Consider the following 13,294-nt stretch of genomic DNA (forward strand, 5'->3'; position numbering starts at 1 on the left):
CCCCTCCCCGCCCTTGCCTGCTACAGCCGGCTACTCGCTACTTGGTGACGGCGTCCAGCGCGTCCGCCGTCCCCGTTCCGTAGAAACTGTTCTTGTACTTACTGCCCTCGCACACCGCGTCGACCGTGCCGTCCCCGTCGATGTCGTACGGGTTCGTGCACGCCGTCGCGTCGGCCTGCCGGTAGAGCAGCGCCTTGACCTGCGCCGCCGACGCCCTCGGGTGCGTGGACCTGATCAAGGCCGCGACGCCTGCGACGTGCGGTGACGCCATCGACGTACCCGCCTTGTAGCCGTACTTGCCGCCCGGCAGCGTCGACAGGATCAGGCCGCTGGTCGCCGGGGGAGCGGGCGTCTGGTAGGCGGTGCTGTCGCCGCCGGGCGCCGTGATGTCGACGACGTTCCTGCCCCAGTTCGAGTACGACGCCTTGATGCCCTTGGCGCCGGTCGCCGAGACGGTGACGACACCGGGCAGCTGCGACGGGATGTCGATGCAGTCCTTGGTCTTCACCGTGCGCGGTACGGGCGTCGAGTCGTCCGGCGAGGAGTCGTCGGCGATCTCGTCCTGGGCGAGGTCGGTCGAGGCGTTGCCCGCCGCGGCGACGTTCACCGCGCCCTTGCGCTCCGCGTACTGCGAGGCCCTCTGGACTGCCGTGACGAGCGCCTTCTGGTCGGCGTCCGTCTTGCAGTTGAACAGCCACGGGTCGGTGTAGTAGCTGGAGTTGGTGACGTCGACGCCGTGGTCGGCCGCCCACACGAAGCCGCAGACGACGGCCTCCGTGTAGTACATGCCGGTCGCAGGCTCGGCCACCTTCAGGCTCGCCACCTTCACGCCGGGCGCGACACCGGTGACGCCGACACCGTTCTTCGCGGCGGCGATGGTGCCCGCCACATGCATGCCGTGATCGGACTCACCGGCGACCGGACGCCAGGCGTCGTCCTTCTGCACGGGCACACCGCCCAGGCAGCTCGCCGACGCCTTACGGTCGAAGTTGGGCGCGATGTCCGGGTGGGTGTCGTCCACGCCCGAGTCGAGGACGCCGACCGTCACCTTCGGGCTGCCCAGCGACTTCTCGTGGGCCCGGTCCGCCTTCATGGCGGGCAGGTCCCACTGCAACGGCTCCAGCGGGTCCTGCGCCGAAGTGGCCCGCCCGGCCGCCTGCTTCGCCTCTGCGGCGGTCAGGACCTGCTCGGTGGCGAGGTCGTCGCTGGACTGCGCGGCCAGCGGCGCGGTGCGCGTGGCCCCCGCCGACTGGACGCCCTTCACGGCGCGGATCGTCTTCGCGAAGTCCGGGTTCTCGGAGTGGACGACAAGGACGCCGATCTTGTCGTACGCGATGACGACGCTGCCGCCCGCCTTGTCCACCGCCCGCTCGGCGCGGACCGCGTTTTCGTGCCCCGCCTTGACGTTGACGACATAGCTGAGCTCGGGGCCGTCCGCCTTGACGGACGCCTCCGCCGCGCCGGCGTTGGGCACGACCGCGAGCGCGGACGCCATGGCGAGGCCCGCAGGGAGCGCGAGGGTGCGGACGAGCCGCTTGCTCATACGCGGGGCCGTCACTTCTTCACCGCCCTGAGCGCGTCGACGATGCCGTTGCCGTAGAAGCCGTTGCGCTGCTTGCCTCCCTTGCAGACCGCGTCGACGACACCGTCGCCGTCACCGTCGTAGGACGCCGGGCAGACCTCCTCGTCGGCCTGGGCCTTCATCAGCGCCTGGAGCTGCGCGGGGGACGCCTTCGGGTGCGTCGACTTCAGGAGCGCGGCGACACCGGCGGCGTGCGGCGACGCCATCGACGTGCCCTGCAGCCAGCCGTACTCGCCGCCGGGCAGGGTGGAGAGGATGCGGCCGTTCTTCGACGGGGTGTCGGCCGGGATCTGGTACTTGTCGCCGCCCGGCGCCGCGATGTCGATGACGCCGTTGCCGTACGACGAGTAGTACGCCTTGGCCTTGGTGATGCCGGTCGAGCTGACCGTGACGACCCCTGGGAGCTGCGTCGGGATGTCGAGGCAGGTGTGCGGGTCGATCGTGCGGTCCACCGCGGTCGAGTCGTCCGGGCTGGTGTCGTCCAGGATCGCGTGCGAGTCCAGGTCGTGGTTGGAGTTGCCCGCGGAGGCGAAGCTCAGAGTGCCCTTCTTGGTGGCGTAGAGCTGGGCCCGGTTCACCGCGTCGACGATCGCCCGCTGGTCGGGGTCGCCCAGGCAGTTGTACTGCCACGGGTCCACGTAATAGCTGTTGTTGGTGACCTCGATGCCGTGGTCGGCGGCGAACACGAAGGCGCAGACGACGCTCTCCGGGTAGAACAGCTCGCTGACCGGGTCGGCCACCTTGATGCCCGCGACCTTGACGCCGGGCGCGACGCCCGCGACGCCGATCCCGTTGCGCGCGGCGGCGATCTCACCGGCGACGTGGGTGCCGTGGTAGTGGTCGGGGTTGGCGGGGCGCCAGGCGCCCGGCGAAGTGTCCGCCTTGCCGCCGACACAGCTCGCCGACTGCGAGGCGGAGAAGTTCGCGGCCAGGTCGGGGTGGGTGTCGTCGACGCCGGTGTCGATGACGCCGACGGTGACCTTGCGGCTGCCCGGGTTGATCTTCGCGGCCTTGTCGGCGCCGATCGCCCGCAGGTCCCACTGGTCGGCCTCGAGGGGCTCCTGCGCCACGGCGGCCTGGCCGGCCAGCGCCTTGGCCTCGGCCTTGGAGAGCTTCTGGACGGCGCCCTCGTCGGTCGTGCCGGCCGGGGTGAGCGGAGCCGTACGGGTCGCGCCCGCCGTGGCCACGCCCTTCGCCCTGCGTATCTGCTTGCCGAAGTCGGCGTTCGAGGAGTGGACGACGAAGACGCCTATCTTCCCGTACGTCTCGACTATGGAGCCGCCTGCCTCGGATATCGCCTTGCCGACGGAGGCGAGGGTGCGGCCGTCGGTGCTGCGCGTGTTCACCACATACGCGAGCGAAGCCGCCTCGTCCGCCGCACTCGCCGTCACTGCCGATGTGTCGGCGGGCGCGGCGGACACGGACGGCAGGAAGCCGAAGGAGGCCGTCAGCGCGATGCCGATCGGCAGGGCGAGAGCGAGGCGGCGGCGTCTGGCGGGCAGATGAGCCATGGGGTCTCCACATCATCCGGGCATATTCGGTGCATACGGAAAGCCCGAACACACGTGATGCTCGGGCAGGTACATGACGCGTGTTGCGGTGTGAACGTATCCCGGTCGGCGCAGGTCAGCAACGGCTTCCGAAAGAAAGCAGCGGAGTTGAACCGACGCGCGCGTGCCTCCGTGCCGTTGTGCAGGGGGCACTGGCCGAAACCGGCCCCCTGTTGGATCACGCCGGGGAGCCCTACCATCGCGACCCGGCTGACGTGACTCACGTCACTGCGATCGACATCCGTCCCCGACAGCACCCGCATCACGAGGAGACTCAGTGGCCACCGACGCACCACCACCCCAGAAGGGCAGCCCCGACAACGCCGGTCCGGCCCTCCCCTCCACCGAGGAGTTCGTCGCGGCGCAGCAGAGCGCGGAATTCGCCGAACTGCGCAAGGCGCACCGCTCGTTCGCCTTCCCGCTGACCATCGCGTTCATCGCCTGGTACCTGGTGTACGTCCTGCTCTCCAACTACGCGGGCGACTTCATGGGCACCAAGCTCTTCGGCAACATCAACGTCGCCTTCGTGCTCGGCATCGCCCAGTTCCTCACCACGTTCCTCATCGCCTGGTGGTACTCGCGGTACAGCGCCGCGAAGCTCGACCCGAAGGCGGAAGCCATCAAGTCCCGTATGGAGGGCGGCGCATGAGCCCCGCAGTGCACGTACTCGCCGCCGCCGAAGCCAGTGAGCACCGGCCGCTGATCATCACCCTCTTCGCGGTGTTCGTCGCCGCGACCCTCGTCATCACCGTATGGGCGGGGCGGCAGACCAAGAGCGCCGCGGACTTCTACGCGGGCGGCCGCCAGTTCACCGCCTTCCAGAACGGCCTGGCGGTCTCCGGCGACTACATGTCCGCCGCGTCGTTCCTCGGTATCGCCGGCGCCATCGCCCTCTTCGGCTACGACGGCTTCCTCTACTCCATCGGCTTCCTGGTCGCCTGGCTCGTCGCGCTCCTCCTGGTCGCCGAACCGCTGCGCAACTCCGGCCGCTACACGATGGGCGACGTCCTCGCCTACCGGATGCGCCAGCGGCCCGTCCGCACGGCCGCGGGCACCTCCACCATCGTCGTCTCGATCTTCTACCTGCTCGCGCAGATGGCGGGCGCGGGCGTCCTCGTCTCGCTGCTGCTCGGCATCACCTCGGACGCGGGGAAGATCGGCATCGTCGCCCTCGTCGGCGTCCTGATGATCGTCTACGTGACGATCGGCGGCATGAAGGGCACCACCTGGGTGCAGATGGTCAAGGCCGTGCTCCTGATCGCGGGCACGATCCTGCTGACCTTCCTCGTCATGCTGAAGTTCGACTTCAACATCTCGGACCTGCTCGGCACCGCCGCCGAGAACAGCGGCAAGGGCTCACCGTTCCTGGAGCCGGGCCTCAAGTACGGCGCCACCTCCACCTCGAAGATCGACTTCATCTCGCTGGGCATCGCCCTCGTGCTCGGCACCGCCGGACTGCCGCACATCCTGATCCGCTTCTACACGGTGCCGACCGCCAAGGCCGCCCGGAAGTCGGTCAACTGGGCCATCGGCATCATCGGCGCCTTCTACCTCATGACGATCGCGCTCGGCTTCGGCGCGGCGGCCCTCATCAAACCGGCCGAGATCATCGCCTCGAACCCGGCGGGCAACACGGCGGCGCCCCTGCTCGCGCTCCATCTGGGCGGCGTCGACTCCAGCTGGGGCGCGATCCTCCTCGCGTCGATCTCCGCCGTCGCGTTCGCCACGATCCTCGCGGTGGTCGCGGGCCTCACCCTGGCCTCGTCCTCCTCCTTCGCGCACGACATCTACGCGAACGTGATCAAGAGGGGCAAGGCCACCGAGAAGCAGGAGATGCGGGCCGCCCGCTGGGCCACCGTCTTCATCGGCATCATCTCGATCGCCCTCGGCGCGCTCGCCCGCGACCTCAACGTGGCGGGCCTGGTCGCCCTCGCGTTCGCCGTCGCCGCCTCCGCCAACCTGCCGACGATCCTCTACAGCCTCTTCTGGAAGCGGTTCAACACCAGCGGGGCGCTCTGGTCGATCTACGGCGGCCTCTTCACGGCCGTCTTCCTCGTCCTCTTCTCGCCGGTCGTCTCCGGCAACCCGAAGACGTCCATGTTCAAGGGCGTCGACTTCCACTGGTTCCCCCTCGAGAACCCCGGCATCATCTCGATCCCGGTCGGCTTCGCCCTCGGCGTCATCGGCACCTACCTCGGCAAGGAGAAGGCCGACAAGGGCAAGTACGCGGAGCTGGAGGTCCGTTCCCTCACCGGCACCGGAGCCCACTGATCCGTGCCCGCCGTGCCCGGGTCCCGTCGTGCCTCGTCGTAGAGAGCTACGACGGGCCCCGGGCACGCTCGTGGGATCACCGTCCTGCCTCTGTCAGACCCGTCACGTAGGCTCGTTCGGTACAAGGCAGGACCACGTACCAGGGAGGGGGCCCACGTGCTCATCGACACCTACGGGCGAACCGCGACCGACCTGCGGGTCTCGCTGACCGACCGGTGCAATCTGCGGTGCACGTACTGCATGCCCGAGGAGGGCCTGCAGTGGCTGGCCAAGCCGGACCTGCTGACGGACGACGAGATCGTCCGCCTCGTCCGCATCGCCACCACCCACCTCGGGATCACCGAGGTCCGCTTCACCGGCGGCGAGCCACTGCTCCGCCCGGGCCTGGTGGGCATCGTCGAGCGGGTCGCCGCGCTGCCGTCCCGCCCCAGAATGTCCCTGACGACGAACGGGATCGGGCTCAAGCGCACCGCGAAGGCGCTGAAGGAAGCCGGTCTCGACCGGGTCAATGTCTCCCTCGACACCCTGCGCCCCGACGTCTTCAAGACCCTCACCCGCCGCGACCGCCACAAGGACGTCATCGAGGGCCTGGCCGCCGCCCACGAGGCGGGCCTCACCCCGGTGAAGATCAACTCGGTCCTGATGCCGGGGCTCAACGACGACGAGGCCCCCGACCTCCTCGCCTGGGCCGTCGACCACGGCTACGAGCTGCGCTTCATCGAGCAGATGCCGCTCGACGCCCAGCACGGCTGGAAGCGCGACGGGATGATCACCGCGGGCGACATCCTCGCCTCCCTGCGTACGCGCTTCGAGCTCACCGCCGAAGGTACCGACGAGCGGGGCTCCGCACCGGCCGAGCGCTGGGTCGTCGACGGCGGCCCGCACCGCGTCGGCGTCATCGCCTCGGTGACCCGCCCGTTCTGCTCCGCCTGCGACCGCACCCGGCTCACCGCCGACGGCCAGGTCCGCACATGCCTGTTCGCCACGGAGGAGACGGATCTGCGCGCGGCGCTCAGGGCGGAGGCCCCGGAGGGCCCGGAGAGCGCCGACGAGAACATCGCCCGCATATGGAAGCTCGCCATGTGGGGCAAGAAGGCGGGCTCGGGCCTCGACGACCCGTCGTTCCTCCAGCCCGACCGCCCGATGTCGGCGATCGGCGGCTGACCCGGCAAGGCTTCCGGGGCGCCGCGTCACTCCACGCGCGCGTCCCACTCCTCCAGGCTCACCACGTCCTTGAGGAAGCCGCGCACCCCGAGGAACTGGGCGAGGTGCTCACGGTGCTCCTCGCAGGCGAGCCACGTCTTGCGCCGCTCCGGCGTGTGCAGCTTCGGGTTGTTCCACGCGAGCACCCACACGGCGTCGGCGCGACAGCCCTTGGCCGAGCACTGCGGAGAAGCGGGGTCCGGCGACGACGGGCCGGACATTCCGGAGAGGTTCGCGAGGTTCACGCCCCCAGCCTAGAGGCACCGGAAAGAGCCCGGAAATGGCGACGCCGAGCAGCCACGGGGGGAGCTGCCCGGCGTCGGTCCGTCGCTCCGACGGGGGATGCGGAGCGCGTACGCAGTATGTCACGCGGGACCCGTCGCCCGGCACCTGAACTACATGATTGATCTGAGCTTTTCTTGAGCTTTGAGTACGGCCGGTCCCGGACCGGATCCGTGGACGGGCGCCTGCGCGTACTCAGGCACGCTCCTCCGGACCCGGTTCGGCCGGAGCGACCGCGGGAGCCGGCGCGATCATCGGCCGCGTCGCGGCGGGCACGAAGGTCGACGGCAGGTTCGGCGCGTTCTCCCGGCCCGCGTTGGCGATGACCACCGCGACATAGGGGAGCAGGGCTCCGAACACCAGCGTCACGATGGCGACCGGCCGTTCGACGTTCCACAGCACGGCGGTGAGGATCACCGACACCGTGCGGATCACCATCGAGATGACGTACTTGCGCTGCCGGCCACGCACATCGTCCGCGAGCCCCTGCCGGGCCCCGGTGATGCGGAAAACCTGCGCTCCGCCGTTACCGCTGCGCTTCCGCATCACACTCCACCACCCGACCGTCGCGCCGGACCCTCCCCGGACCGGACTGCCTCCACGGTACGCCCGGGATGCGTCGGCTACGAGACCGGGGGCGCCCGGAGCCGGGTGTGTGGCCTGCGCCGTACCGCGTACGGTCCTGCCCGACATGCGCCGTACGGGGTACGGACCGAGACTGAGGTGACGGTGCGCACGCGCGTATGCGCACGCCGCATGAGGAGGCGACGGCATGAACTGGTTGTGGGCAATCATCGTGGGTCTCGTGCTCGGTCTGATCGCGAAGGCGATCCTGCCGGGCAAGCAGCAGATCCCGCTGTGGCTGACGGTGATCTTCGGCATCCTCGGCAGCGTCCTGGGCAACTGGGCGGCCACGGGCCTCGGGGTCAACGACACCAAGGGCATCGACTGGATCCGCCATCTGCTGCAGCTGATCGGCGCGGTCGTCGTCGTCGGTGTCGGCGACGCGGCCTGGTCGGCGATCCGCGGCAACCGGCGGCGCGCCTGAGCAGGACGCCGACGGACACGACGCCGAAGGGGCCGGACCCGCGTGGTGCGGATCCGGCCCCTTCGGCGCTTCTGACGGACAGCGGTCAGGCCGTGACCTCGACCGCGGCCAGGTTCTTCTTGCCGCGCCGCAGCACGAGCCAACGCCCGTGCAGCAGCTCGTCGGCGCCGGGGACCTGGTCCTCGGCGGCGACCTTGACGTTGTTCACGTACGCGCCGCCCTCCTTCACGGTCCGGCGCGCGGCCGACTTGCTCGCGACGAGGCCGACCTCGGCGAACAGGTCGACGACCGGGCCCACCTCGCTGACCTGCACCTTCGGCAGCTCGGAGAGCGCGGCGGCCAGCGTCGTCTCGTCCAAATCCGCCAGGTTGCCGTCGCCCTGACCGAACAGCGCCTTCGACGCGGAGATCACGGCCGCGGTCTGCTCGGCGCCGTGCACCAGCGTCGTGATCTCCTCGGCGAGCGCCCGCTGCGCTGCGCGCGCCTGCGGCCGCTCCTCGGTCAGCCGGTCGAGCTCCTCGATCTCCGCACGGGACTTGAAGCTGAAGACCCGCAGGTACTTGGCGATGTCCCGGTCGTCCGCGTTCAGCCAGAACTGGTAGAAGGCGTACGGCGAGAGCATCTCCGGGTCCAGCCAGACGGTGCCCGACTCGGTCTTGCCGAACTTGGTGCCGTCCGCCTTGGTCAGCAGCGGGATGCCGAGCGCGTGCACCACGGCGTCCGGGTGGACCCGGTGGATCAGGTCGGTGCCGGAGGTGAGGTTGCCCCACTGGTCCGTGCCGCCGGTCTGCAGGACACAGCCGTACTGCTCGTACAGCTTGAGGAAGTCCATGCCCTGGAGGATCTGGTAGCTGAACTCGGTGTAGCTGATGCCCGCGTCGGAGTTGAGCCGCCGCGAGACGGCCTCCTTCGCGATCATCTTGTTGACGCGGAAGTACTTGCCCACGTCCCGCAGGAACTCGATGGCCGACAGCCCGGACGTCCAGTCCAGGTTGTTCACCATCACCGCGGCGTTCGGGCCCTCGAAGTCGAGCAGCGGCGCGATCTGGGCGCGCAGCCGCTCGACCCAGCCCGCGACGACGTCGGGGCTGTTCAGCGTCCGCTCGGAGTTCGGCTTCGGGTCACCGATCAGGCCCGTGGCACCGCCGACCAGACCCAGCGGGCGGTGGCCCGCCTGCTGGATGCGCCGCATGGTGAGGATCTGCACCAGGTTGCCCAGGTGCAGGCTGGGCGCGGTCGGGTCGAAGCCGCAATAGAAGGTGACCGGACCGTCCGCGAATGCCTTGCGCAGCGCGTCCTCGTCGGTGGACAGGGCGATAAGGCCGCGCCACTTCAGCTCGTCGACGATGTCCGTCACGGTTGCGTGTCTCCTTGAACAATGCTGTTGGGTCCCGCCCAGTCTATGGGCGGAAACGTACGGGTCAGACGCCCTGGCTCACCGAGCTCATGTTGAAGTCCGGTACGCGCAGCGCGGGCATCGCCGCTTTAGTGAACCAGTCGCCCCACTCCCGCGGCAGCGTCTTTTCCGTGCGCCCGGCCTCGGTGGCCCGCCCGAGCAGGTCGACCGGCGACTCGTTGAAGCGGAAGTTGTTCACCTCGCCGACGACCTCGCCGTTCTCCACCAGGTAGACGCCGTCCCGGGTGAGGCCGGTGAGCAGCAGCGTGGCCGGGTCGACCTCGCGGATGTACCAGAGGCAGGTGAGGAGCAGCCCGCGCTCCGTACCGGCGACCATCTCCTCCAGGGACTTTCCGGAGCCGCCGTCCAGGACGAGGTTGTCGGCGGCGGGCGCCACCGGGAGCCCGGTCAGAGCGGCGCTGTGCCGCGTCGTCGACAGGTGGCGCAGCTCACCCTGTGAGATCCACTCGGTGGCGCCCATCGGCAACCCGTTGTCGAACACCGACGCGTCGTCCCCGGAGGCGTGCGCCAGGACGAAGGGGGCGGACTCGATCCCCGGCTCGTTCGGGTCGCTGCGCAGTGTCAGCGGCAGCTCGCTCAGGCGGTCTCCCACGCGCGTGCCGCCGCCCGGCTTGGAGAACACGGTCCGGCCCTCCGCCGCGTCCCGCGCACCCGCCGACCACAGCATGTAGATCAGCAGGTCCGCGACGGCCGTCGGCGGCAGCAGCGTCTCGTACCGTCCGGCGGGCAGGTCCACGTGGCGCTCGGCCCAGCCGAGCCGGGTCGCGAGGTCCGCGTCGAGCGCCCCCGGGTCGACGTCCTTGAAGTCCCGGGTGGAGCGGCCCGCCCAGGCCGAGCGCTTGCGGTCGGTGGACTTGGCGTTCAGCTCCAGGGTCCCGTCGGGCTGGTCGTGACGCAGCCGCAGACCCGTCGACGTACCGAGATACGTGCTGGTCAGCTCATGGTTGGCGAAGCCGTACAGCTCGCGCCCGCCGGACCTGGCCCGCGCGAACGCCTCGCCGAGCGCGGGCGCGAAGTCCGCGAACACGGCCGACGAGGTCTCGGCGGGCGCCTCCGTGAAGGCGGGGGAGTGCGGTACGCCGTCCACGAGCGGCTGCGCGTCCTCCGCGGGCCCGGCCTTCGCGGCGGCCTCCTCGGCGGCCCGCACCAGCGGTTCGAGGTCGTCGGCGGTGACCGCGGACCGGGAGACGACGCCGGACGCCGTGCCCTCCTTGCCGTCCACGGTCGCGACGACGGTGACCGTGCGCCCGCGGGTGACCCCGTTCGTCGTCAGCGCGTTGCCCGCCCAGCGCAGATTGGCGGTGGAGGTCTCGTCGGCGATGACGACGCAGCCGTCGGCCCGCGACAGTTCGAGGGCGCGCTCGACGATCTCGTGCGGCTTGTTCGTACGAGGGCTCATCGGCCGGCCTCCTGCGTCGTGTTGAGGATGTTGACGCCCTTGAAGAGGGCCGAGGGACAGCCGTGCGAGACGGCCGCGACCTGGCCCGGCTGGGCCTTGCCGCAGTTGAAGGCGCCGCCGAGCACATAGGTCTGCGGCCCGCCGACGGCGGCCATGGACCCCCAGAAGTCGGTGGTGGTCGCCTGATAGGCGAAGTCCCGCACCTGCCCGGCGAGCCGCCCGCCCCGGATCTCGTACGCGCGTTGCGCCGTGAACTGGAAGTTGTAGCGCTGCATGTCGATGGACCACGACCGGTCCCCGACGAGGTAGAGACCGCGGTCGACGCCCCCGATGAGGTCCTCCGTGGACAGGCCGCCGGGATCGGGCCGCAGCGAGACGTTGGCCATCCGCTGGACCGGGACGTGGCCGGGGGAGTCGGCGTAGGCGCAGCCGTTGGACCGCTCGAACCCGGTCAGCCTGGCGATGCGCCGGTCGAGCTGGTACCCGACGAGCGTCCCGTCCTTCACGAGGTCCCAGGACTGCCCGGCGACACCCTCGTCGTCGTAGCCGATGGTGGCGAGGCCGTGCTCGGCGGTGCGGTCACCCGTGACGTTCATGATCTCGGAGCCGTACTTCAACTTGCCGAGCTGGTCGAAGGTGGCGAACGAGGTGCCCGCGTAGGCCGCCTCGTAGCCGAGAGCGCGGTCGAGCTCGGTGGCGTGCCCGATGGATTCGTGGATGGTGAGCCACAGATTGGACGGGTCGACGACCAGGTCGTACGAGCCCGCCCGCACGCTCGGCGCCCGCATCTTCTCGGCGAGCAGCTCGGGGATCTCGTCGAGCTCCCGCTGCCAGTCCCAGGCGGTGCCCGCCTCCGTGCCCGTCAGGTACTCCCAGCCGCGCCCGGCCGGCGGCGCGAGCGTGCGCATCGAGTCGAACTCGCCGCTCGTCTCGTCCACGGCGACGGCGTTGAGGGAGGGGTGCAGCCGGACGCGCTGCTGGGTCGTGGTGGTCCCGGCCGTATCGGCGTAGAACTTGTTCTCGTGCACGACCAGGAGGGACGCGTCGACGTGGCTGACCCCCTGGGCGGCGAGCAGCCCCGCGCTCCAGTCGGCGAGCAGCCCGGCGCGCTCCTCCTCGGGCACCGAGAACGGGTCGATCTCGTAGGAGGAGACCCAGGTCCGGTCGGCGTGCACGGGCTCGTCGGCGAGTTCGACGCGCTCGTCGCTGCCTGCGGCCTTGATGACCTGCGCGCTGAGCTTGGCCATCGCGACGGCCTGCGACGCCACCTTGGCGGCGGCGTCCATGGTCAGATCGACCCCGGCCGCGAACCCCCAGGTCCCGCCGTGCACGACGCGCACCGCGTACCCGAGGTCGGTGCTGTCCGACGACCCGGCGGGCTTGGCGTCCCGCAGCCGCACCGCGCCGTTGCGCACCCGCTCCAGGCGGAAGTCGGCGTGGTCGGCACCCAGCGCGCGGGCGCGGGCGAGCGCGGCGTCGGCCAGGGCGCGCAAGGGGAGATCCAGGAACGACTGATCGATCTGATGGGCCATGAAGCTCTTCCCGTCTGCTGTCCGGATGACCGCAGTGAAGCATGCCCCGTCGTGTCCGGGGACAGCGAGTGCTTACGCGGGTTCAGGTCGAGCGATGCCTGCGCGGCGCCGCTCAGCCTGCGCTCTTGGGGTGGCGGACCGACCGGGCGAGGGAAGGGGCTCAAGGGGCGCTGTATGTCGAAACCCCACAGTTAGTGCCCCCTCGCCCTGTCACCCCCGGATTCGGCGCCCGGTACCGGGCCGGGATAGTTTCGACGGGTACCTGACCGCCGATCGAAAGGGTGATCCGTTGAGCCGCTCGGTTCTCGTCACCGGAGGCAACCGGGGCATCGGCCTCGCCATCGCCCGCCAATTCCTGGAGCAGGGCGACAAGGTCGCGTTCACCTATCGCTCGGGCGAGCCCCCCAAGGAGCTCACCGACGCCGGCGCGCTGGCCGTCAAGTGCGACATCACGGACACGGAGCAGGTGGAGCAGGCCTACAAGGAGATCGAGGAGAAGCACGGCAACGTCGAGGTCCTCGTCGCCAACGCCGGCGTCACCAAGGACCAGCTCCTCATGCGCATGTCGGAGGAGGACTTCACGTCCGTCCTCGACACCAACCTCACCGGAACCTTCCGCGTCGTGAAGCGTGCCAACCGCGGCATGCTGCGCGCCAAGAAGGGCCGCGTCGTGCTGATCTCCTCCGTCGTCGGTCTGCTCGGTTCGGCGGGGCAGGCGAACTACGCCGCCTCGAAGGCGGGCCTTGTCGGTTTCGCGCGCTCCCTCGCCCGCGAGCTGGGGTCGCGCAACATCACCTTCAACGTCGTCGCCCCCGGTTTCGTCGACACCGACATGACCCAGGCGCTCACCGACGAGCAGCGCGCGGGCATCATGGCGCAGGTGCCGCTCGGCCGGTACGCGCAGGTCGGGGAGATCGCGTCCGCGGTGAGGTTCCTCGCCTCCGACGACGCTTCGTACATCACTGGTGCCGTCATTCCCGTTGACGGCGGACTGGGAATGGGTCACTGAA

Annotated in this window: 12 protein-coding genes; 5 read left to right on the forward strand and 7 right to left on the reverse strand. The window is 70.1% G+C overall.

Features of this window, described 5'->3' with window-relative positions:
- Nucleotides 1-37: 37 nt before the first annotated feature.
- Both ACH4RC_RS10185 and ACH4RC_RS10190 read right to left on the reverse strand, forming a co-directional pair.
- Nucleotides 38-1,543 (reverse strand): S8 family serine peptidase, encoded by a 1,506-nt coding sequence (locus tag ACH4RC_RS10185; RefSeq protein WP_398197722.1) that lies wholly within the window; start codon nucleotides 1,541-1,543, stop codon nucleotides 38-40.
- 11 nt (nucleotides 1,544-1,554) lie between these two features.
- Nucleotides 1,555-3,093: a S8 family serine peptidase gene (locus ACH4RC_RS10190; RefSeq protein ID WP_398197725.1), complete on the reverse strand. Its 1,539-nt coding sequence runs from the start codon at nucleotides 3,091-3,093 to the stop codon at nucleotides 1,555-1,557.
- Nucleotides 3,094-3,409: 316 nt separating this feature from the next.
- On the opposite strand from ACH4RC_RS10190, the gene ACH4RC_RS10195 reads away from it, so the two are divergent.
- From ACH4RC_RS10195 to moaA, 3 genes are all read left to right on the forward strand, one after another.
- Nucleotides 3,410-3,781 carry a DUF485 domain-containing protein gene (locus ACH4RC_RS10195; protein ID WP_398197728.1) on the forward strand — a complete coding sequence of 124 codons (372 nt, stop codon included), beginning with the start codon at nucleotides 3,410-3,412 and terminating at the stop codon, nucleotides 3,779-3,781.
- On the forward strand, nucleotides 3,778-5,403 hold the full coding sequence (locus tag ACH4RC_RS10200; RefSeq protein WP_398197731.1) for a cation acetate symporter: 1,626 nt from the start codon (nucleotides 3,778-3,780) through the stop codon (nucleotides 5,401-5,403). The genes ACH4RC_RS10195 and ACH4RC_RS10200 overlap by 4 nt, the downstream gene beginning before the upstream one ends.
- A gap of 156 nt (nucleotides 5,404-5,559) precedes the next feature.
- Nucleotides 5,560-6,567, forward strand: coding sequence for a GTP 3',8-cyclase MoaA (gene moaA / locus ACH4RC_RS10205; protein WP_398197734.1), 1,008 nt, complete (start codon nucleotides 5,560-5,562; stop codon nucleotides 6,565-6,567).
- 26 nt (nucleotides 6,568-6,593) lie between these two features.
- On the opposite strand, the gene ACH4RC_RS10210 is transcribed toward moaA, so the two are convergent.
- Nucleotides 6,594-6,827 carry a hypothetical protein gene (locus ACH4RC_RS10210; RefSeq protein ID WP_398197908.1) on the reverse strand — a complete coding sequence of 78 codons (234 nt, stop codon included), beginning with the start codon at nucleotides 6,825-6,827 and terminating at the stop codon, nucleotides 6,594-6,596.
- A 256-nt stretch (nucleotides 6,828-7,083) separates the two neighbouring features.
- Nucleotides 7,084-7,434: a DUF3099 domain-containing protein gene (locus tag ACH4RC_RS10215; protein WP_398197737.1), complete on the reverse strand. Its 351-nt coding sequence runs from the start codon at nucleotides 7,432-7,434 to the stop codon at nucleotides 7,084-7,086.
- Nucleotides 7,435-7,660: 226 nt separating this feature from the next.
- On the opposite strand from ACH4RC_RS10215, the gene ACH4RC_RS10220 reads away from it, so the two are divergent.
- Nucleotides 7,661-7,936 carry a GlsB/YeaQ/YmgE family stress response membrane protein gene (locus ACH4RC_RS10220; RefSeq protein ID WP_398197739.1) on the forward strand — a complete coding sequence of 92 codons (276 nt, stop codon included), beginning with the start codon at nucleotides 7,661-7,663 and terminating at the stop codon, nucleotides 7,934-7,936.
- Between the two features lie 85 nt (nucleotides 7,937-8,021).
- Here ACH4RC_RS10220 and tyrS read toward each other — a convergent pair whose 3' ends face one another.
- From tyrS to ACH4RC_RS10235, 3 genes are all read right to left on the reverse strand, one after another.
- Nucleotides 8,022-9,293 carry a tyrosine--tRNA ligase gene (tyrS, locus tag ACH4RC_RS10225; protein WP_398197741.1) on the reverse strand — a complete coding sequence of 424 codons (1,272 nt, stop codon included), beginning with the start codon at nucleotides 9,291-9,293 and terminating at the stop codon, nucleotides 8,022-8,024.
- 64 nt (nucleotides 9,294-9,357) lie between these two features.
- Complete coding sequence (locus tag ACH4RC_RS10230; RefSeq protein WP_398197743.1) at nucleotides 9,358-10,752, reverse strand: metallopeptidase TldD-related protein; 1,395 nt, start codon at nucleotides 10,750-10,752, stop codon at nucleotides 9,358-9,360.
- Nucleotides 10,749-12,284 carry a TldD/PmbA family protein gene (locus ACH4RC_RS10235; protein ID WP_398197745.1) on the reverse strand — a complete coding sequence of 512 codons (1,536 nt, stop codon included), beginning with the start codon at nucleotides 12,282-12,284 and terminating at the stop codon, nucleotides 10,749-10,751. The genes ACH4RC_RS10230 and ACH4RC_RS10235 overlap by 4 nt, the downstream gene beginning before the upstream one ends.
- 289 nt (nucleotides 12,285-12,573) lie before the next feature.
- On the opposite strand from ACH4RC_RS10235, the gene fabG reads away from it, so the two are divergent.
- Complete coding sequence (gene fabG, locus ACH4RC_RS10240; RefSeq protein ID WP_398197747.1) at nucleotides 12,574-13,293, forward strand: 3-oxoacyl-[acyl-carrier-protein] reductase; 720 nt, start codon at nucleotides 12,574-12,576, stop codon at nucleotides 13,291-13,293.
- Nucleotide 13,294: the final 1 nt, after the last annotated feature.

The organism is Streptomyces sp. NPDC016845 (assembly GCF_044332585.1).
Classification (GTDB): domain Bacteria; phylum Actinomycetota; class Actinomycetes; order Streptomycetales; family Streptomycetaceae; genus Streptomyces.